This is a genomic window from Bartonella sp. OT172YNZD (assembly GCF_042193725.1).
GTDB lineage: Bacteria > Pseudomonadota > Alphaproteobacteria > Rhizobiales > Rhizobiaceae > Bartonella > Bartonella grahamii_A.
Window position 1 is genome coordinate 114513 of sequence record NZ_JBHILZ010000003.1, and the last position, 21412, is coordinate 135924.

14 protein-coding genes and 1 pseudogene are annotated in these 21412 nt (G+C 36.7%); 14 read left to right on the forward strand and 1 reads right to left on the reverse strand.

Going from position 1 to position 21412, the window contains the following annotated elements:
• Positions 1–1487 precede the first annotated feature (1487 nt).
• From ACFIJS_RS02275 to ACFIJS_RS02310, 8 genes and pseudogenes are all read left to right on the forward strand, one after another.
• Positions 1488–2321: an outer membrane protein gene (locus ACFIJS_RS02275; RefSeq protein WP_375649520.1), complete on the forward strand. Its 834-nt coding sequence runs from the start codon at positions 1488–1490 to the stop codon at positions 2319–2321.
• Positions 2322–2655: 334 nt separating this feature from the next.
• Positions 2656–3486 carry a porin gene (locus ACFIJS_RS02280; RefSeq protein WP_375649522.1) on the forward strand — a complete coding sequence of 277 codons (831 nt, stop codon included), beginning with the start codon at positions 2656–2658 and terminating at the stop codon, positions 3484–3486.
• Positions 3487–3866: 380 nt separating this feature from the next.
• Positions 3867–4664, forward strand: a pseudogene (locus ACFIJS_RS02285) (outer membrane protein).
• 182 nt (positions 4665–4846) lie between these two features.
• The gene (locus ACFIJS_RS02290) at positions 4847–5740 is read left to right on the forward strand and encodes an outer membrane protein (RefSeq protein WP_375649524.1); all 894 of its coding nucleotides are present in this window, start codon (positions 4847–4849) and stop codon (positions 5738–5740) included.
• A 1150-nt stretch (positions 5741–6890) separates the two neighbouring features.
• The gene (locus tag ACFIJS_RS02295) at positions 6891–7034 is read left to right on the forward strand and encodes a hypothetical protein (RefSeq protein WP_375649526.1); all 144 of its coding nucleotides are present in this window, start codon (positions 6891–6893) and stop codon (positions 7032–7034) included.
• A gap of 217 nt (positions 7035–7251) precedes the next feature.
• Entirely contained in the window at positions 7252–8901 is a 1650-nt protein-coding gene (locus ACFIJS_RS02300; protein WP_375649529.1) for an outer membrane beta-barrel protein, read from the forward strand.
• A 247-nt stretch (positions 8902–9148) separates the two neighbouring features.
• Positions 9149–12064, forward strand: a complete 2916-nt coding sequence (gene ileS, locus ACFIJS_RS02305; protein ID WP_375649531.1) for an isoleucine--tRNA ligase — start codon at positions 9149–9151, stop codon at positions 12062–12064.
• Positions 12065–12239: 175 nt separating this feature from the next.
• Positions 12240–12731: a hypothetical protein gene (locus ACFIJS_RS02310; protein ID WP_375649534.1), complete on the forward strand. Its 492-nt coding sequence runs from the start codon at positions 12240–12242 to the stop codon at positions 12729–12731.
• A gap of 646 nt (positions 12732–13377) precedes the next feature.
• Here the strand turns inward: ACFIJS_RS02310 and ACFIJS_RS02315 are convergent.
• Positions 13378–13824, reverse strand: coding sequence for a nucleoside deaminase (locus tag ACFIJS_RS02315; protein WP_375624590.1), 447 nt, complete (start codon positions 13822–13824; stop codon positions 13378–13380).
• 268 nt (positions 13825–14092) lie between these two features.
• Between ACFIJS_RS02315 and ACFIJS_RS02320 the strand changes: the two genes are divergently transcribed.
• From ACFIJS_RS02320 to ACFIJS_RS02345, 6 genes are all read left to right on the forward strand, one after another.
• Positions 14093–15490, forward strand: a complete 1398-nt coding sequence (locus ACFIJS_RS02320; RefSeq protein ID WP_375649536.1) for a pseudouridine synthase — start codon at positions 14093–14095, stop codon at positions 15488–15490.
• Positions 15471–16037 carry a 16S rRNA (guanine(966)-N(2))-methyltransferase RsmD gene (rsmD, locus tag ACFIJS_RS02325; protein WP_375649538.1) on the forward strand — a complete coding sequence of 189 codons (567 nt, stop codon included), beginning with the start codon at positions 15471–15473 and terminating at the stop codon, positions 16035–16037. Before ACFIJS_RS02320 ends, rsmD begins: the two co-directional genes overlap by 20 nt.
• Positions 16038–17000: 963 nt before the next feature.
• A complete protein-coding gene (locus ACFIJS_RS02330) occupies positions 17001–17294 on the forward strand; it encodes a hypothetical protein (RefSeq protein WP_375649541.1) in 294 nt (97 codons plus the stop codon).
• 1697 nt (positions 17295–18991) lie between these two features.
• Positions 18992–20323 (forward strand): TldD/PmbA family protein, encoded by a 1332-nt coding sequence (locus ACFIJS_RS02335; protein ID WP_375649543.1) that lies wholly within the window; start codon positions 18992–18994, stop codon positions 20321–20323.
• Complete coding sequence (locus ACFIJS_RS02340) at positions 20310–21113, forward strand: 3'(2'),5'-bisphosphate nucleotidase CysQ (RefSeq protein ID WP_375649545.1); 804 nt, start codon at positions 20310–20312, stop codon at positions 21111–21113. Before ACFIJS_RS02335 ends, ACFIJS_RS02340 begins: the two co-directional genes overlap by 14 nt.
• A 46-nt stretch (positions 21114–21159) precedes the next feature.
• Positions 21160–21405 carry a DUF4170 domain-containing protein gene (locus tag ACFIJS_RS02345; RefSeq protein WP_375616897.1) on the forward strand — a complete coding sequence of 82 codons (246 nt, stop codon included), beginning with the start codon at positions 21160–21162 and terminating at the stop codon, positions 21403–21405.
• The last annotated feature ends 7 nt before the right edge of the window (positions 21406–21412 follow it).

Below are 21412 nucleotides of genomic sequence, written 5' to 3' on the forward strand. Positions count from 1 at the left end.
TGTATAATAGCAATCAGTCATTACAAAATTCGTGGGTTTAGATGAATATAGCTTAGAGATTTGGGGTTGTTTTTTATGCCGTAAATATCATCATTTTAAGTGTGATTATATAAGGCATGTAAAACGCTATTGAGTTTCATACTTACGTGCGCTTGTTTTAAAGAAACATTTCTCAATGCTCCCAAACCCATTTCGCGACGCCATTTATGAAGGGTATAATGGTAAATCCAGTGAGTGCTCCCCTCTTTACACTTATGAAGAGGGAAAGCCAGCATTCATCACACACTTTACTAGCTCTCAATGTTGTGACAGCCTTTGGTATGTGAAACTCTTCATAAGAGGCGTTCTTGTTCTTTCTTGTACAGTTTTTATCTACACGGCTTTTCCTGCTTGTAATGTGCAAGCGAATGGTTTTGATTGATTGTAATATGCAACCGGTTTGGAATAAGAGAATCTTATGATATTCCGGTTTCTTATTCAATATACGAAACGATGAATTATGTTTATAATCAATATATTGTTCGACTTAGATCTAAAAATATTTTTTATTTATCTATGATTCAATATCAGATATTTTTTCTGCCAAATTGTTTGCTCAATTAATGCTTTTCAAAGCAAAGTTTGGTGTGAAAACTTTAAGAAAGATCTTCTCTCATCTTTTTTGCTTTAGGAAGAGTTTTAATATAGATTTTAGCATTTATCATACCAGTTGCCTGTCTTGAGGTATTTTTTACAGTTTAGTTTATAAAAGAGTATGAATATAGAGAGCCTACAAATAAGACAGAAACTCTGAAAAAGAATTTCTATGAGGTTCAGATAAGCAAAAAATGGTAAATATTTTAAAAACAATAATTGCCTAAAGTAAAAACAAAGAGCAAGCAAATTGTATGTGATCTTGTTTAAATCCGTAGATTGTTGGAAGCCTTGTTTATGTGCGGTACAAGTTTATGTATAATATAAGCATCCTTTTTATGAAAAAACAAATACATAGTCTTCACATTTGGTCATGCTAAGGATGAAGGTAAAAACATTATTTGTATAAATTTAAATAGAACGATTGCATTTGACTGTTCTTGATATTGAAAACATTCATAAGTGACATTTTTAGTTTTTTAACGGTCTCACATACTTGCTCGTTTGTGATGTATGGAGGGATGATTTTTGTTGTTTGAATATACAATGGTCTAAGATAAAGCATTTGAATTTAATATAAAAGGATAATTTTTCATGAGACAAGAGCACATGCTTTCCACGGTGATAACTCAGATATTTTTAAAAAATTTATAAAGACGAGCAAATGTGACGAGAGAAAATCATTTGTGCATTGGCATAGTTTAATTCTTATTTATTACAGATCAAGCAATTCAGGATGCTTTCATTGGCGTTTTGTTTTTTTATGAGTGTATCATTTTTGCTACAGATATCTGAAGTTTGGGCTCTATATGAAAGGATGTGTTCAAATAAATATTCAGCTATGGAGAAAAAATATGAATATGAAATGGTTAATAACAGCTTCTGCTTTCGCTTTTGTTTCAGTTTCAGCGGCGCAAGCAGCAGATGTTATTGTTTCCCCGAGTCCAACACCTGTTGCTCCCGTTATTGTTGCTCCAACTTTTTCTTGGACAGGTTTCTACCTTGGTGGGCAGCTTGGTGGTTTTTCGGGTAAAACGAAGATGGATATTCTTGCTCGTGGAAAAAAGATTCCAGTAAGTGACGATTATTTACCTAAACTATCTGGTTTCATGGGGGGGCTTTACGCAGGTTCCAATGTTGATCTTGGCAATGGCCTTATTTTAGGTGTTGATACAGATATCATGTGGTCTAGTAAAGATGACACGAAGACAGGAAAAACATATGTTATTGTTCCAGAGCACATCAATTATATTAAGAAGATATTAACAGAATCTGGAATTAATATTGGTAAAGATGCGCTTGAACCTGGTGCTAAACGAACCCACAGTTTCACTTTTAAAGAAAAGTGGGCTGGTGCGACACGTGTACGTATTGGTTTTGCAGCTGAACGTATTATGCCTTATGTTGCTGGTGGTATCGCTTATACACAGCTTCAAGATAGTGCATCGATTTCAATAACAGAAAAAGATTCAGATAAAATAATAGCTTCTGGTACCTTGTCTGATGAAACAAAGACCTTTGTTGGTTATACCCTTGGTGCTGGTGTTGATTTAGCAATGACCAATAACGTTATTGTCCGTGCAGAATATCGTTACTCTGATTTTGGTAAAAAGAAATTCTCAAATGATAAATATGAGACCTCTTACAAAACCAATGATTTCCGAGTGGGTGTTGCTTACAAATTTTAACAGATGGCAAGTTAAATAACAGAGGCTCTGTCAAAGACAGAGCCTCTGTTATTCTCTGTTGCTATATTATCACACAACACATAATTTTTTATGTATATGAAAAGATATTATTCAGATTTTCTTAAAAAAAATCATAAACAATAAACCAGAATTACATTTAAGATCAATAAGTTATTTATATATACAATTTGTAATTTCTCATACAAAATCAAGCTATGAAGCGATTTTGTCTGGGATGTGCCCTCCATTTTCTGTGACTGTATCATTTTTACTACAGCTTTTCTTTCTGTAATCTTGTAGCACTGTGCTCGTAAATAAATTAGGAGCAAAGTTTATGAATATAAAATCTTTAGTAACAACTTCTGTTATCGCTATGGCAGCAGCTTCTGCAGCACAAGCTGCTGATGTTATCATCCCTCGTGAAACAGCCCCAGCAGTCATCGCAGCCCCTTCATTTGCTTGGACAGGCTTTTATATCGGTGGTCAAGTTGGTAACTTTTCAAGTAAAGTTGATGCATTTGATTCAGAAACAAACAAGAAAATTACAGACAAAGATTTAACACCTAAGCCTTCCGGTTTCATGGGTGGTATTTATGTAGGTTCCAACGTAGATCTTGGAAATGGTCTGATTTTAGGTGTTGAAACTGATGCAGTCTGGGCAGACCGCGAAGAATCAAAAGTGCATTCAGAAGTTATTGGGGACGAAAAGCTTGAAGCTTTCAAAGCTAAGCTTGAAGCAGCTAAAGTTACATTTACTTCAGAAAATAAGGATATCGCGAAGGATGATAAGCGTATAGATAGCGCCTCTATAAAAGAAAAATGGTCTGGTGCTACACGCGTTCGCATTGGTTTTGCAGCAGTTGATCGCATTATGCCTTATTTCGCTGGTGGTATTGCTTATACGCAGCTGCAATCAACCCATTCTGTTAAGGTAATGGCAAAAGCTGATGGTGTCGAAATCGCTTCTGCTAAATTTCTTGATAAAACAAAAACGATGGTTGGCTTCACTGTAGGTGGTGGTGTTGATTTTGCAATGACAGATAATGTTCTGTTGCGTGCAGAATATCGTTACGCAGACTTTGGTAAAAAAGCATTTGTAAAGGATGAGGATAAAACAGCTTACAAAACCAATGATTTCCGTGTTGGCGTTGCATACAAATTCTAATTTCGTAAACAACGAAATAAACTTTTAAGAGGCTCTGTCAAAGACAGAGCCTCTATTATTTTCTGTTGTTATATTATTACACATTTCATATTTATTGGAGGTGGAAAAGATATTATTCAGATTGCCTTAAAAAGATTTTTATAAACGACAGGCAATAATTACGCGCTAAATCAATGACTTATGCGCACTTGTAACTTACAATTTTTTGTGAAAAGGGAAGTTATGAAATGATTTTATCTTGGGTGCATCTTTCGTTTCCTATGATTGTATCATGTTGACTACAGTATTTCTTCGCTTAATCGTATAACACCGTGCTCATAAATAAATGAGGAGCAAAGTTTACGTATATAAAATCTTTAGTCACAACTTCTATTATCACTATGGCAGCAGCTTCTGCAGCACAAGCTTCTGATATTATCATTCTTCGTGAAAAAGCCCCAGCAGTTATCATAGCTCTTTCGTTTTCTTGGACAGATTTTTATATCGGTGGTCAAGTTGGCAACTTTTCAAGTCAAAGTTGATGTATTTGATTTAGAGACAAAAGAAAAAACTTTAGATAAATATGGACTACCGAAGCCTTCAGGTTTCATGGTGGTATTGATTTAGGTTCTAACGTAGATCTTGGAAATTTCCTCATTCTAGGTGTTGAAACCGATGCAATTTGGGCAGACCGAGGAGAGACGAAGACGGTCTCAAAGATTCTTGCGATTGATGAATTTAATGATTTTAATGATGAATTTGAAGATGCTGGTGTTACATTGGATGAAAATGAAAAGTTTCAAAAGGGTGACACAGTAGTGTATCGCATTGGTTTCAAAGAAAAATGGTTTGGTGCAACACGGGTTCGTGTTGGTTTTTTCGTCGCTGACCGCATTATGTCTTATGTTGCCAGTGGGATGTCCTGTGTGCAAATACAAGGTGTTGGTAAAGTTTCAGAAACAAAAAAGTTGGCAAATGGTATGCCAAGTGAAGCAGTTTCTGCTACGGTATTTGATAAAACAAAAACGATGGTGAGTTTCACCCTTGGTGGTGGTACGGATTTTGCGATGACAGATCATATTCTGCTTCGTGCGCAATACCGTTACTCAGACTTTGGTAAGAAGGAATGTAAAAAGGATTATCTTAAACTAGTCCACAAAAGCAATGACTTTCGTGTAGGTATCGCTTACAAGTTCTAATTTCATCAAAAGTGCGATTATGAATAAAAAGTATTAATAAAAAATTAAATTTTCAAGAGATTTTGACTTAGACAAAAACGCTGTTTTTCTGGTTTTTTATTTGTATAATTGTGACATTTTTACTACAGCTTTTCTATCTATAATCTTGTAAGGTCATTTATAGTTAATTTAGGAGCAAAATTATGAATACAAAATCTTTAATAGCGACTTCTGTTGCCGCTTTAATTTCAGCTTCTGCAGCACAAGCTGCTGATGTGGTGATCCCTCATGAAGTCGCACCAGCAGTTATTGCAGCAGCCCCTTCGTTTTCTTGGACGGGTTTTTATCTTGGTGGTCAAGTTGGCAACTTTTCGAGTAAAACTAAAGTAACTATTCCAGGAAAAGACAAAGAACTTGTCAAAAAAGATAACACACCTAGCCCTTCTGGTTTCATGGGTGGTATTTATGCCGGATCTAACGTAGACCTTGGAAATGGTCTCATTCTCGGTGTAGAAACCGATGCAGTTTGGGCAGACCGTGAAGAATCAAAAAAAGCCCGTGAATTGACTCTTACTGCACAAGAGGCAGAAAATTTTAATGCTGCCCTTGAAAAAGCTAAGGTTGGGTTAGAAGGTCCACAACAGTTTCAAAAAGATGACAAGGTAACAGAAATGCACAGTTACAAAGAAAAATGGTCTGGTGCTACACGGGTTCGTATCGGTTTTGCTGCTGTTGTTGACCGTATTATGCCTTATGTTGCTGGTGGTGTTGCCTATGCGCAGGTACAGGGTATTCAATCCGTTGCAGGAAAAGGAAAGAGACCTAAAGTTGTGCAGAAAGCTGACGGGAATGAACATGGGCCAGAAGCAGGCGCTACGCAAGATGTAGATTTGACTGGTGGTACTTGGGCTGATGACACGAAGACAATGCTTGGTTTCACTATTGGTGGTGGAGTTGACTTTGCAATGACAGACAACGTTCTCTTACGTGCAGAATACCGTTACTCCGATTTTGGTAAAAAGAAATTCGCAAACGATACACGTGAATTCAATTACAAAACCAATGATTTCCGTGTAGGTGTCGCTTACAAATTCTAATTTCGTAAAATGAAATTAGATGCATAAAAAATACTAGGGCCTCGTTTAACGGGGCCTTTATTTTATCAGTTCTCTATTCTGTCTCTCTTAATCCCTTCTATTTTTGTTTGTATCATTTTGCGCCATAAGATTTTAAAGAAAAAAGTTTTATATTATAGAGGGCGAATTGGTGGTATACATCAGTTTTATAGCTACTGATTACATCAAATCTTATATCACGGCTATCATTTTACGCCTAAGTGAAAAATATTCAATTAATCTCAGAAATAGGAAAAGGTCATGACCAGTGATTAATTTTATTCTGCATATTCCAGATTAGAGCGAGCGTATTGCGTATATCTGTTGGAGTAATCTTTGGAAAATACAGTCTCATTGGGGAATAATATGAAGATGTAAAGATAGAAACCAGTTTCCAACTTTACCATCTTCTTTTAATTTAGCTTTATGATTTTCAAAAGCATTTAGAGCAATGTCTTTTAAATAATGAAAATGAAGATGACGCATTGTCTTGCCTTTTTATTTATTGCATTCTTTTTATGGGATCATATTCCTCATGCAAAACAGAACGCCCCAAACGCAATACACTTTTTGTTATGTATTCACACATTTGTTTTAAAGAAATATTTTTCAAAGTACATCAAGCCCACTTCATGTCAGTATCCGTGAGTGATATAAGACGGTAAAGCCTCCCAGTGAAATAATATAAAATCTACAGAGCACCACTATCTTTACACGCTTAATAAAAAGAGCAAGCTAGCACCATTATACACTTTGCCAGCCACCAATGGTGTGGACAGATCTTGGCTGTTAAAAGCTTTCATAAGAGGCATTTTTAGTCTTATCTTTAATGTTTTTATCTAGGCTGCTCTTTCTACTTGTGGTATACAAGAGATATGGTTTTGATTAATACAACATGGAACAGGTTTTAAACGATAGAATCCTACAGTATTAGTTTTTTCATTCAACATGAAAACAATAAGTTATCCTTATAAATCACAAAGTGATATTGCTGGATGAAGATGTTTATGTAAAGAATCTAAAAGTTTTTTGTGAGTGTTTGAATAAGTCCTTTGTTTTTCTTAATTTTGAATACAAAATATTATTGCTAAAGCACTAAAATAGATCATGCTTATAAATAGATCAAACTTTAATGGCGCTTGGTTTTAAAAAGGCAATATTTGATTTTACTGTTTGCGCTGCCATTGATTTTGCAATAACAGATGATAGTTTATTGCATGCAGAAGACTGTTATTCAGATTTTGGTAAAAAAATTTATAAAGAATATTATCATTAACAGTTATGCGAAAATTTAATGAAAATGAATCCAACTTTAAGCCATATAATTTTAGTGTGATTTATTTTACAAATTCTCATTGAATACAAAATTAAAACTTTAAGAAGCCTTATTTTTCAAAAAATCTTTATTTTTTTGTGAGTGTGTTATTTTTACTACAGATCTTTCAAAAAAGATGCTCTATATATATTCCATTTTGGATATTTGGAGAGATTTTATGAATACGAAACGTTTAATAACAGCGTCTATTTTTTCTTTAATTTCAGCGTCTACAGCGCTAGCTGCTGATGTTATGATTCCTCATCAGTCAGCATCATCGACTTCTTCTACCATTGTTGCGCCTACTTTTTCATGGACAGGTCTTTATTTAGGTGTCCAAGCTGGTGGTTTTTCGAGCAAAGCTGATATGGCTCTTTTTGATAAAGAAAAGAGTTTGCCACTAAATAAAGAGTTCTCTCCTAAACTTTCAGGTTTTGTAGGTGGTTTTTATGCAGGTTCTAATATTGATCTCGGTGATAACTTTATTTTTGGCATCGATACGGATTTAATGATATCTAGAAAAAAATACACAAAGACCATTACCATAGGTACGGCTGATAACGCTACAGTAGAAAATGCCGTCGTAAGATCCCGTAGATCCGCAAACCCACAAACGCTTTCAACCCCACAAGCAATAACGTCAACAGGAACACAAACACAAAAAAACGTCTCAGGAACACCTGCAGGTACAAGAACTACAACAGGAGAGACATCAACAGCAGGATCTGCGTCAGGAAAATCCGCTGCAACGCAATCCAGTCAAGCACCAGCTAGATCATTAAATGCAGTTCAACAACCACAAGCAGGAGCAGCACAATCAAATCGATCAGCAACAACTGGAAATTCTGGGAACGTTAATTCGACAGCAGAAAAAACAGTGGCGGTGGGGGTACAAAATCCAGGAGTTTCAACACCATCATCAAAAACGCCAGCTGCATCGTCAGTAGCACAATCAGCCTCCTCCAGACAGGAGGTGAGATCAGTGCAATCGCCATCGTCCTCATTGGGAAGATCAAATACAGGAGGGGCATCGGTAGGTGAGGTAAGTAGATCACAGCCAGTTGCTATAAAACCTGCGTCCTCTACCCCATCAACAGGAACAGAAGCAAGTCAGCCAGCAGCAAAAGCACCTACATTGGTACAATCATCATCGCAACCATCAGCAGCAGAAAAAACAATCCCGAGCGGACCACTTGTACTCGCGAGGTCAGGATCATCCGGATCAGCAAAAGCTTCCAATGAAACAAGTGGAGCCCAAGGTCATCATAGTGCTTATCATGGTAGCGGAAATGCTAGTCTGCATGGTGCATCTCATGGTCGACAGAACATGGCTGGGCACGGTGCACGGCATGGTGCACAAAGTACGCAAGTAGCGGATAAGAACGATTCCAGTGTATATGGTATAGAACAAATGAAAAGGGTGGCTTCTGAACTTGGTCTTGATCAAGAGGATGAAGTTAAAACTTTAAATCATACTTTCAAACAAAATTGGGGTGGTGCTACACGGGTACGTATTGGTTTTGCTGCTGATCGTTTTATGCCTTATCTTGCTGGTGGTATTGCTTATGGGCAGTTCCAAGACACTGTATCAATATCCGTTAAGGATGAGGATGGAGGAGTCGTTTCTTCTAAGAACTTAGCTGATGAAACAAAAACCATGATTGGTTACACACTTGGTGGTGGCGTTGATTTCTCGGTTCTGGATAATGTGATTGTACGTGCAGAATATCGTTACTCTGATTTTGGTAAAAAGAAATTTGTAAAGGAAAAATTTGAGGTTAACTACAAAACCAATGATTTCCGTGTTGGTGTAGCTTATAAATTCTAATTTTTAAAAGAGTAAATTTCTAAAAGGCTCCACGGTCAGTGGAGCCTCTATTTTTTTAAAAATCACTTTTTGGTTTCTTTTCTTGTGAATTTCATGATAAAGCCCATAGAGTGTGATGATATATTTTCCTGATCGCTGCTTAATACGAATGATAAGCTCGGCTTTCCCTATAGATAAAACCAGAGTTGTAGGGTTCAGGGAAGTTATGAAAAAATGAAATCGTAAAAGTGGACAGGAATATTTCACAATGAATGTGAAAAATGAAACTATAGATTATTCAAAAACTCTTTATCTTCCACAGACAAATTTTCCTATGCGTGCAGGGCTTCCGCAAAAAGAGCTTGAATTGATGGCGCGTTGGGAAAATATCGGGCTTTATGAGCAATTGCGCCAACAAGCAAAAGATCGTCCATTTTATATTCTTCATGATGGTCCACCTTATGCAAATGGTCATATTCATATCGGGCATGCTTTAAACAAAGTTCTAAAGGATGTGGTTGTCCGTTCATTCCAAATGCGCGGTTTTAATGCAAATTATGTACCTGGTTGGGATTGCCATGGGCTTCCAATTGAATGGAAAATTGAAGAAAAATATCGAGCACAAGGAAAAAATAAGGATGAGGTACCTCTTAACGAGTTTCGTCAAGAATGCCGTGAATTTGCACAGCATTGGGTAACCGTTCAGAGTGAAGAATTTAAACGCCTTGGTGTCGTGGGAGATTTTAACACGCCTTATACTACAATGGCTTTTCATGCAGAAGCACGCATTGCCAGTGAATTGATAAAATTTGCTATGTCAGATCAGATTTATCGTGGTTCCAAGCCGGTGATGTGGTCTGTTGTAGAGCGTACGGCTTTGGCAGAGGCTGAGATTGAATATCATGATCATGAATCAGAGGTGATTTGGGTTAAGTTTCCTGTTTTTGAAGCAAATTCTGATGATTTATACGGTGCGTATGTCGTCATTTGGACAACAACACCGTGGACAATTCCTGCTAACCGTGCAGTGAGTTATTCTTCGCAGATTTCTTATGGTATTTACGAAGTTGAAAGTGCTGAAAATGATTTTGGTCCTCAAGTGGGAGAAAAGCTTCTCTTTGCAGACGCTTTAGCGATGAGTTGTGCAGAAAAAGCCAAACTTGTTTTGAAGCGTTTGCGTGTTATTTCTGCTGAAGAATTGAAAGCTCTTGTTCTTTCTCATCCACTCAAAGGTTTAGCTGGAGGGTATAATTATAAAATTGCACTGCTGGAGGGGGCGCATGTGACAGAGAGTGCTGGTACAGGGTTTGTCCATACAGCACCAAGCCATGGGCGTGAGGACTTTGAAATTTGGAATGATTATAAGTCCTTACTGGAGCAAGCAGGGATTGATTCATCTATACCGTTTCCTGTTGATGATGCAGGGTTCTATACGAAAGATGTTCCAGGTTTTGGACCAGATCGTGAAGGAGGACCTGCACGTGTGATTGATGATAATGGAAAAATGGGTGATGCCAATAAAGAGGTCATTAACGCTTTAATTAAAGCAGATCGATTGTTTGCACGGGGGCGTTTAAAGCATTCCTATCCCCATAGTTGGCGTTCAAAAAAACCCGTTATTTTTCGCAATACACCGCAATGGTTTATTTCAATGGATAAAGATTTTGGGGATGGTTCAACTTTACGTAGTCGGGCTTTGGAAGCTGTTTCCAAAACGCGTTTTGTGCCGTCTTCTGGGCAAAACCGCCTAGCTTCTATGATAGAAGATCGTCCTGATTGGGTTCTTTCTCGTCAGCGTTCTTGGGGGGTTCCTATTTGTATTTTTGCGAATGAGGATGGTGTTATTCTAAAAGATGAAGGTGTGAACAAGCGTATTTTACGGGCTTTTGAAGCAGAAGGGGCAGATGCATGGTTTTCTGAAGGAGCACGTGAACGTTTTTTAGGTGAGCGTGCACATGAGCCTTGGGTACAGGTTTATGATATTTTGGATGTTTGGTTTGATTCTGGAGCAAGCCATAGCTTTGTGTTAGAAGATCGGGCTGATTTGAAATGGCCTGCTGATGTTTATTTTGAAGGTTCAGATCAACATCGCGGATGGTTCCAATCTTCTCTTTTGGAAAGCTGTGGTACGCGTGCTTGCTCTCCCTATAAGGCAGTGATCACACACGGTTTTACTTTGGATGAGAATGGTAAGAAAATGTCTAAATCTTTAGGCAATACGGTTGTTCCGCAAGAGATCATTAAAACATCTGGAGCTGATATTTTTCGTCTCTGGGTTATGACAACTGATTATTGGGAAGATCAGCGTTTAGGAAAAAAAATCCTTCAAACAAATGTGGATTCATATCGTAAACTACGCAATGCAATTCGTTGGATGCTTGGAACTTTAGCACATGATGATGGAGAAGAAATATCTTATGGTGCACTGCCGGATCTTGAAAAATTTATATTGCATAGGCTTTTTGAACTTGATCAGTTGATTAATCGCGCTTACGATGAATTTGATTTTAAAAAGATTATGCGTGCATTATTGGATTTTTCAATCATTGAGTTATCGTCATTTTATTTTGATATCCGCAAGGATTCTCTTTATTGTGATGCGCCTTCATCAAAAAAGCGCAAGTCCTCCTTGCAGGTTGTCCGTGAGATTTTTGAGCGTATGGTAACATGGCTTGCTCCAATGTTGCCTTTTACTATGGAGGAAGCTTGGTTAGAGCGTTACCCAGAAAGCCAATCGGTGCATTTGGAACAATTTCGCTCTGTACCAGAAGAATGGCAAAATCAATCTTTGTCTGAGCATTGGAAAAAAATTCGGCAGGTCCGTAAAGTTGTTACAGGTGCTTTAGAGCTTGAACGCGTTGATAAGCGTATTGGGTCCTCGTTAGAAGCCGCTCCTATTGTTTTTATTTCCAATCCGACTTTACGAGAAGCATTAGAAAATGTGGATATGGCAGAGGTCTGTATTACCAGTGCACTCACAATTACGCAGGATACAATACCTTCCGATGCTTTTACTTTGAATGATGTTGAAGGTGTTGGTGTATATCCAGAGAAGGCATTAGGAAAAAAATGTGCTCGATCATGGCGTTATACACAAGATGTTGGGAGTGATCCAGCTTATCCGGATGTATCTGCTCGTGATGCAGCTGCTTTGCGTGAATTACAGATTCTTGGCAAGATTTAAAATTTTAGATCAAAGGAAAGAAATGCAAGTAAATTTCTCATATTGATGAATATAGTTTTTTGTGGTACGGAAAAATTCCGTTGTTTTATCTGCAGGGGGGAATTTGTGTATGGACCGTTCTCTCATAAATAACGGGAATACTAATTAGCCATATACTTAGGAAATGGAATAGGCAGTGAGAAAACGTGAAATAAAAATATTTCCAATAGGAATTTTAGGGATGTGCTTTGTTTTAACGGGATGCAATTTATCCGCTCCTACCTATGGTACCAATAAACCAGTTTCGATACAGTTTTTTGAAGATGTTGCTAATATTACTTCATTAACACCAACAAATAACAGCAGCCAGATTGTTATGAAACCTCATCCAAAACTTGTAATGCCAAGCCCGAGTTCGCGCAGATTTTTACCGATGCCTCAACAAGATAGATCTGTCAATGAAATAGCAGCATTGAAGAAGCATCAAGGAAATACTTCTTTTCTTCACAAAGGATCATCAGTTAATGGCGCTGGTTCAGAAAACCCTTCACAGTTGAATGCGAAGCAACGCCAGGAATATTTACGTCGTCAGAGAGCGCAAGTTGGCAGTTCAAAATACCGTCGCTATCTCACTGAACCACCTTTAAGTTATCGCCAACCGGCAAAAACTGCACCTATTGGTCGATAGGGAAAAGACAAAATATTTAAAGTAAAGTATTTTCCCAATTACTTATGATACCAAGCTCTCATTTACGCACAGTTATAATGCTGCTATAAGAGGGATGTTATTCTCATGAAATAGCAATATAATAACAGCATTGAGAGAGTCCTTATGCGTTTCCTAACAAGAAACATTTCTCAAGCTCATTTTACAACATCGCTCATGTAGATAGTATAACGTAAAATCTATTGTGCTCCAACATCTTTATGCTTAGGAATAGAGAAAGCTGATACCATCATTTGATTTTCAGACTCCAATGTTGCGACAATTCTTGCATTTGAGAGCCTTTATAAGGGACATTTTTAGTCTTTTCTAAATCATTCTTTATCCAGACGATAATCCCGCTTATGATATACAAGAAAGTGATTTTTATTGATTCAATGTCATTTGAAATGAGAGTATATCTACGATATTTTGAACTTTATATTTTATATACAAAATAATGAATTATTCTTATGAATGAGTGTATCATCTAATAGAAGCAATATGCTGTATTAAAAGAGAGAAAAATTTTTCGAAATAGCTTTAGCTATATATATCAGAAGAATTAATAGTCTTTTTTAAGAAATAGGATAGTTTTTAAAGAGTGAAAGTTATGGAAGAAGAATTGTTTTTAGTATCGCTTTTGTACAAAAAAATCTTTAAGTAATTGAGCAGCTTCTTTTTCTTTAAAACCAGAATAAATTTCAGGTTTGTGATGACAGGTTGGTTGCTGATAAAAACGTGGACCATTTTCTATGGCACCTCCTTTGGGATCATTTGTTGCGTAATAGAGACGTCGTATGCGTGCAAATGAAATGGCAGCAGCACACATAGCACAAGGTTCAAGTGTTACATAAAGATCGCAATCAGGAAGTCTTTCGCTTTGCAATGTTTCGCAAGCCATACGGATTGCGCGCATTTCTGCGTGTCCTGTAGGGTCATATGCAGATTTTATAAAGTTACCAGCACGTGCAATAATAGCTTTTCCACGTGTAATAACAGCACCTACGGGAACTTCGTTTTTTTTTGCAGCCCATTGAGCTTCTAAAAGGGCTATTTCCATGGGCGTCAAAGTCATAATATTCTTTTTACTGAAGGTATAGAAAATCTAAAGGTTATCTCGATAAGAAATGCGATGGAATGAATAATTTATTACGCTTTTATAATGAAAAGAATACCTCTATTTTTTAAATGTTTAAAACAAACTTGCAAGGCAACAGATACATTATTGTCGTTAAAGGATAGAAAATGATAAATGATTATGCTACTTCCTTTTTCAGGATAAGCGGTATGGTGTATGTGAATAATTTTCTGAACATACTGGCAAAGATTGGTTTGAAACGCAAATGAATGAAAATAATGAGAGTGAACGAATTGCTAAAAGGTTAGCGCGTGCTGGTGTTGCTTCGCGTCGAGATGCAGAAATGATGATTGTTGCAGGTCGTGTTTCTGTGAATGGTGCAGTCGTGACAACGCCTGCTTTTAATGTTAGCCGCTCTGATGTTATTAAAGTTGATGGCAGACCTTTACCTCCTATAGAACGAACGCGTTTATGGCTTTACCATAAGCCAGCAGGCCTTGTCACCACGAACCGTGATCCTGAGGGCAGACCTACAGTATTTAGTAATTTACCAAAAGGAATGCCGCGTGTTCTTTCTGTTGGAAGGCTTGACATTAACACGGAAGGGCTTTTGCTTTTAACCAATGATGGTGGTTTAGCGCGTGTATTAGAGCTTCCTATAACAGGATGGGTCCGCAAATATCGCGTCCGTGCTCATGGAAGAGTAAAGAAGAGCGCACTGGATAACCTTAAAAATGGTATTGCGATTAATGGTATTTTTTATGGTTCGATTGAAGCATCAATTGAACGTGAACAGGGATCTAATATATGGCTTTCTGTCGCTTTGCGTGAAGGAAAAAATCGTGAAATAAAGAATGTTTTGGGAGCATTAGGATTATCAGTTAATCGATTAATACGTGTATCGTATGGTCCATTTCATCTTTCTGATTTAGAAGAAGGAGCTGTGCAAGAGTTAAAAGGGCGGATGTTACGAGATCAGTTGGGGGAGCGTTTGATTATGCAAGCCAATGCAGATTTTGATGCTCCTATTCTTAAGCCATTTTCAAATTCTGTAGTTGTTGCAGAAAAGCAGAGCCAGAAAAATCTTTCTGTTGCAAATGATGGTTGGGTTTTTTCAAGTGAGAAGGTGATACGGCGCCGACCAAGAGAGGGTTCTGTTGAAGATAGTCGCACACGATTAAGTACAAAGTCTCATGAGAATGTAAAGAAGGAGAAAAGTGAGGAAGGAAAAGCAGAGCGTTTTCTACCGCGTTCTCGCCGTGCTAATGTTTGGATGGCTCCTGGTGCACGTCCGCAGAGTACACGTAGAAAGCCTTATAGTGAGGAGAAATCGCATGATCATAAGAGCGATTTGGATGGTAGAAAATCCTTTTATAGAGGCAAGAAAAAACTGAAAGAGAGTCCGTCACACAAAGAGAAAAGGGAAAGTTTTGTTCAAAAACGTGGCAAAACATCTTATGATGAGATGCATTCCTTTGGTAAGAAAGATCGCTTTTTAAAGGATAAAGAGAAAATGATAAAAAGTGGTCATGATGAGCATTCTTTTGAGAGAAAGAAAAAGGTAAAATCGTTTGGTGGTGCTATGAAAAAATCTAAACCACATCGGGATGGTGGAAAAACTTCGAAGCGATTTGGAGGTTCACGTGCGGATCATAGGCGGTAAATTTGCTGGGCGTGTTTTGTTTTCGCCTGTTAATCAGTCGATTCGCCCAACGAGTGATCGTACACGTGAAAGCCTTTTTAATATTCTTTCTAGCCGTGAAGAACAATTCTGGACCAATAAACGCGTTCTTGATCTTTTTGCTGGTACTGGTGCTTTAGGCATCGAAGCACTTTCACGTGGAGCAAAGGCGGCTGTTTTTGTTGAAAACTCGGTTGAGGGGCGTGGGTTGCTTCAAAAAAATATAGAAGCCTTTGAATTACAATCGATAGGACGGATTTTGCGTCGTGATGCAACCAAACTTGGCAATATTGGCACAATGCTTCCATTTGATGTTATCTGCGCTGATCCTCCCTATAGCCGGTGTTTAGGTGAACGTGCTTTCGTAGAAGCTTTGCGAGGGGGGTGGGCAAAAGCTGATACACTCTTCATACTTGAAGAAAAGAAAGATACAATGATTCATTTACCTGATGTCTTTTATCTAGACGATGAGCGTTTTTATGGTGAGACAGCAATACGCCTCTATAAATTACGATTGTTTACCTCTTGAGAAAGTTCTTGTTTTTACCCGGTAGGATGAAAAAAATGCTTCTTTACAATTTTCTTTATTTTATATGGTTTTTAAAAGGTTAAGCAGAAAGTAAATAAAAGATTCTAATTTTAAAGGAATTGATGAATTCTAATTTCATTATGTTTTTTGTCTCAATCTCTCATTTTTTTTTGAAGTTTTTTATAGCCCCACAAGCGAGTCTTTTACAATATACGCTTTTAATATAGAGAGACCATCTGTTCTTCTGTCTAGCCAAAAATTGCTTTGAGGTGTAATGCTATTAGACCTAAATTAGCAGTATGTATTGCTGCTAATTTTTGTAAGTTATGTGCTAATTTGTTAATTTCAGCTACATTAAAAGCGAAACGCATTGTCAAAGCTTTAGTGTATTATTAGCTTTACTACCGATGAATGTTTTTTCTCCAATAGGATATATATTTCACGACAACAGTTATGATACCTTTTTGTCTAATTTCTTTTGGCTACACATTAATCATCGACATCTCATTAGCAGCTGAAAGCTTTCAACTATGCAGTCTGCATTTCTATCCTAAATAGTGCGTAACTTTTATCTTTGTTATTGTATGAGATTAAAATAGATATTTTTTATTTAAGGTAGACAATATTATTCCATTTATACTGAACATTTGTGTATTTATTTTATTAGTATCGCTTGTTGATTTAACCATTATATTTCTAAGTAAAGCTGAAAATATTAAGTGTGGTATCGTTATTCCAGTTTTAAGAATAATTTTTTATTATTCTTTAGCAATAAAGCTAAATGATTTCTAAAACAGGGGAAATTATCATGTTTAAATGGATATATAGCGAGGAAATTAACACAGAAGCGAGTGCTGAGCAGATTTGGGCTATATGGGAAGATGTAGCATCATAGCCTTGTTGGGATAGTGAACTTGAGTGGGTAGAACTTTCTGGTCCTTTCAGAGAAGGAGCTATAGGACGATGAAACCTAAAAAGGTCCCCACAGTAACTTTTACACTTGATAAAGTTATAAGAAATGTTTTCTTTTCTGATTATTCTAAACTTCCTCTTACTCACATGAGTTTTGATCATGAATATATTTTTTCAACAAAATCTGATTTTTCAAATAACAAAATTCGTCATACTGTAACCATATCTGGTTTACTTTCTTCTTTCTTTGGAATGATTATTGGGTCAAAAATTAAGTTACACTTTCGTGATGCAATGATAGAAATGAACAGACGTGCTCTTACTGAAAACAAAATCATCTCGTAAGGCTGTGCATTTATAAAGAAGTTAATACCTTTACAAAGGTGCAGAAATCTTAGCCTTGTTAGAATGAAATCAGTTATGAGTATATAACAAATCGATGAGCTATGATCTGGTTTTTAGTTAGTCGTTGAAATCGAGTCAAATCATCTGAGAAAATTAACTGTTCACCGAAGATTTTGTAAAAGTCATTGAATTTTATTCAATATATAAAAGCTTATAAGGTGCACATTTTTATTGAAAATAAAAAAAGTTGTAGAAGCTGATTTCTGCTCTTGTGAATCTGTAGGTTGATATTGTCATGATATTTGCCAGTTTCTAATATTACGATAGTTTTTGATTTGAGAGCATTCATAAAAGGCATTTTGACTCCTTCTTAAATAGTTTTTATCAACATTCCCTCTATTCATGATGTGAGAGCGAATAGTTATGATTTCTTCAACATAAATAAGTTTAAAATGGAAAAAATTTAATGATATCTGATTCTTTTATGCAAATTACAAAACGATCAATTATCATTATAAATCAAAGTGTTTTTTTGATTAAAAGATGATGACTTTCTAGAGAGCACAGCTTTAAAAGGCTCTAAAGGATAAATAAGCACACTCTTAATTTCCGTAAAATTAATTTCGTATCATTGTATATATTTGGTTTAAAAGTTTTAAAAAGCGATTTTTTAAAATGCGTACAGATCCCAGTTTCTGCAAATATTTTTGTATTTGTTAAAACAATTATGAGCGATAAACGTGCCAAAATTAATTGGAAGAATACGCTTATTGCAGATTGAATTGGAAGATAGATACAACGCTGAGTTTCATATAAAAGGTTTGTTGATTATCGTTTTATGACAATATTATGCTTCTTTATTTTTTAATGGAAGGGAAAGAGGAAAGAGTATAGTTCTTAAATCAAAATCTATCCAGTATCTTAGGATTTGTGTTTTAGGAAAAAGAAGTTGGTCAAATTATGCCTGTTTAATAACAAAATAACTGATTAAGGATGACGCATGAAAAAATGAAATGCTTTCGATTAGTCGCATTAGAAACAAAAGAGAATGTTATGATTATAACTTATTTCTGATAAATATAAAAAATGAGTTCTTTGTGATATCACGTCCATGAGGGTAAAGAAGTTTATGGCTGCTCATTTTGTTTAAACCATAATGAAAGGAAAACTTTTTATTCCGTTTATGTTTTTTGTTTACAAGATTGCCACCTTATTATGAGAGAGTTTATAGAAGCAAAGAAGTATACACAAATATAAGGAATTTTCTTGATTCTTGCTTGGAAATTAAAGAATGCTATAGGAATGAAGGAAGTTATTTGACTATCCAGAGGACATAAGGCTTGTGACTTAGGTCATTTTATGCTTTTCGAATTTTTGAGGATTTTGACTTAAATTCAAGTGTTATTGCTAGGTCTTTTGTTGGTTGCCAAGTTTTCTGTTGATTTGATTGTCAGTACAGATTGGGTTATCTAAAATGATAAGAGGCAATGAGAAATCTTGAAATTAAAGAAATTTTACGACATATTGCGTCTTTTCATAAAGAAGCTAAAAAGGGAATTATTCGATGCATTAAAAGAAAAAAATGCATGAAATGTGCGTAATTTTATGGATAAACACACAAGAGTTATATTCTGATTTGTATAAATTTGTCAGAGTGCTTATCAATGTAAATAATAAAATATTTTAGGGAGTCTATAATGACTGACAAAAACCAGATTGAGAAAGCTGTTTCACTGGTTGAAGCAGCAAGGCGTTCTGGGGCAGATGCTGCTGATGCTGTTATTGTTCATGCTCATTCTACCAGTGTATCAGTTCGTTTTGGGAAAGTCGAATCAACAGAAGCAGCAGAGAACAATGATTTTACTCTAAGGGTTTTTGTTGGAAAAAAAGTAGCAAGTGTTTCTGCTAATTTAGCGTCTTATCCGCAAGAACTTGCGGAACGTGCTGTTGCGATGGCTAAAGCTTCTCCCGATAGTTTATTTGAAGGTTTGGCAGATAAAGAGTGTTTGGTTAAGCATCCTAAAGATCTTGATCTTTTTGATGATTTTGTGCCAAGCAGTCATTTTTTAACAGAAGATGCTTTAAAAACGGAGGCAGCAGCTCTTGATGTTAAAGGTGTAAGCAATTCTGGTGGCGCTGCAACAGCTTATGGCCGTAGTGGGTTTATTCTTGTGACCAGCGATGGTTTTTGTGGAGCTTATAGCTCCAGTTGCTTTTCACGTTCTTGTAGTGCTCTTGCAGGTGAAGGAACACAGATGGAGCGGGATTATGATTATACAACAGCCTTACATTTTTCTGATTTAGAGGCAGCAGAAACTGTTGGAAAGAATGCGGCGTTTGGTGCTGTTCGACGTTTGGGTGCAGTTCGTGCAGCGACTGGGGGCGTTGATGTTATTTTTAATCCGCGTACAGCTCGCGGAATTGCAGGGCATATCGCATCTATGGTCAATGGAGCTTCTGTGGCTCGTAAAACGAGTCTTTTACAGAATTTTCTAGGCAAGGAAGTAATGAAGCCTAATGTTAATATAACCGATCAACCTTTGCGATTACGTGGAAATGCTTCTCATCCTTTTGATGGAGAAGGGGTAGAGGGACAAACACTTAATATTATTGAAAATGGTATTTTAAAAAATTGGCTTCTTTCATCATCTACAGCACGTGAATTAGGACTTAAAACAAATGGACATGGTGCGCGTTCGGCATCATTAGTGCAGCCGACAAGTACAAATTTTGCTATTGAACCGGGTTTAGTATCGCCTTGCGATATGATAAAAGGTTTGCGAAATGGATTTTATGTGACCGAATTATTCGGTCATGGCATTGATTTTATTACTGGTCAGTATAGTCGTGGGGCTTCCGGTTTTTGGATTGAAAATGGTGAAATTACTTATCCGGTGAGTGAAGTAACGCTAGGTTCTGATTTGCTTCATATGTTAGCACATTTAACACCTGCCAATGATATTGATCGGCGTTATGGTACAGCGGCGCCAACGTTGTTAATTGAAGGGATGACACTTGCAGGAAAATAACACGCATCATTCTTCTGATTTAAATCTTTTGCGTGACGTTTGTCGAGAGGCAGGAGATTTAGTAATGCGGTATTTTGGATGCACGTTGGATGTTTGGATTAAAGAGGGTAATTCACTGGTCAGTGAGGCAGATCTTGCTGTTGATCATTTTTTGAAAGAGAAGCTTCTTGGAGCGCGTCCAAATTATGGATGGATTTCAGAAGAAACAAAAGATAATCGAGAACAACAAGGTTATGAACGCTTCTTTGTGGTTGATCCTATTGATGGAACACGAGGTTTTATTTCTGGCAGTCCTTATTGGTGTATTTCGGTTGCTATTATTGAGAATGGGCGTCCTATTGTGGGCGTTCTACAGTGTCCGGCTCAAGGAGATATTTATGCAGCTGTAACGGGTAGAGGGGCAACATTAAATGGAATAAAACTCCCTCGTTTAGCCTCCGGGGGGCATCGAAAATATAAAATTTCGCTTGATAAATCGCTCGCACAAAAATTACCAGATGATTTTCTTAATCGAGTCAGTCTTTACCATTATCTTCCTTCTCTTGCTTATCGTATTGTTCTTGTTGCTCAAGATGAAATTGATATCGTATTAGTTCGTCCGAATTGTCATGAATGGGATATTGCCGCTGCTGATCTTATTTTGCAGGAGTGTGGAGGGTGTTTTTTATCGCTTGATGCCCCTTTACTATCTTATGGAATTGAACCTTACCAATATGGACTTTTAATTGCTGGTAAAAATAATTGCTGTCAAGATATGATAGATGTTGTTCGTCAAACAAAGTTAGTTTAATCACGTAAAAGCGCGCTAAAATAATCTAAATGATATGGAGGCACATATGACTGAAACCAACGAAAAAAAACAATATTTACATCTTGTATTTGGTGGAGAATTAAAAAATCTTAACAGTAATCAATTTAAGAATCCTGATGATTTAGATGTGGTTGGTATTTTCTCAGATTATCAATCCGCTCAAGAAGCATGGCAGGCAAAAGCACAAAGTAGTGTCGATAATGCATTACAACGTTATTACATTGTAGATTTGCATCAGTTTCTTGATGCTGAGTTAGGCGATGCAGAATAAAGATTGA

Coding starts and splice junctions, on each gene's coding strand:
- ACFIJS_RS02280 (WP_375649522.1), top strand. CDS start 2,656: ATGAATATAAAATCTTTAGTAACAACTTCTGTTATCGCTATGGCAGCA.
- ACFIJS_RS02330 (WP_375649541.1), top strand. CDS start 17,001: ATGAAACCTAAAAAGGTCCCCACAGTAACTTTTACACTTGATAAAGTT.
- ACFIJS_RS02335 (WP_375649543.1), top strand. CDS start 18,992: ATGACTGACAAAAACCAGATTGAGAAAGCTGTTTCACTGGTTGAAGCA.
- ACFIJS_RS02300 (WP_375649529.1), top strand. CDS start 7,252: ATGAATACGAAACGTTTAATAACAGCGTCTATTTTTTCTTTAATTTCA.
- ACFIJS_RS02315 (WP_375624590.1), bottom strand. CDS start 13,824: ATGACTTTGACGCCCATGGAAATAGCCCTTTTAGAAGCTCAATGGGCT.
- ACFIJS_RS02345 (WP_375616897.1), top strand. CDS start 21,160: ATGACTGAAACCAACGAAAAAAAACAATATTTACATCTTGTATTTGGT.
- ACFIJS_RS02295 (WP_375649526.1), top strand. CDS start 6,891: ATGGCGCTTGGTTTTAAAAAGGCAATATTTGATTTTACTGTTTGCGCT.
- ACFIJS_RS02275 (WP_375649520.1), top strand. CDS start 1,488: ATGAATATGAAATGGTTAATAACAGCTTCTGCTTTCGCTTTTGTTTCA.
- ACFIJS_RS02320 (WP_375649536.1), top strand. CDS start 14,093: ATGAATGAAAATAATGAGAGTGAACGAATTGCTAAAAGGTTAGCGCGT.
- ACFIJS_RS02290 (WP_375649524.1), top strand. CDS start 4,847: ATGAATACAAAATCTTTAATAGCGACTTCTGTTGCCGCTTTAATTTCA.
- ileS (WP_375649531.1), top strand. CDS start 9,149: ATGAATGTGAAAAATGAAACTATAGATTATTCAAAAACTCTTTATCTT.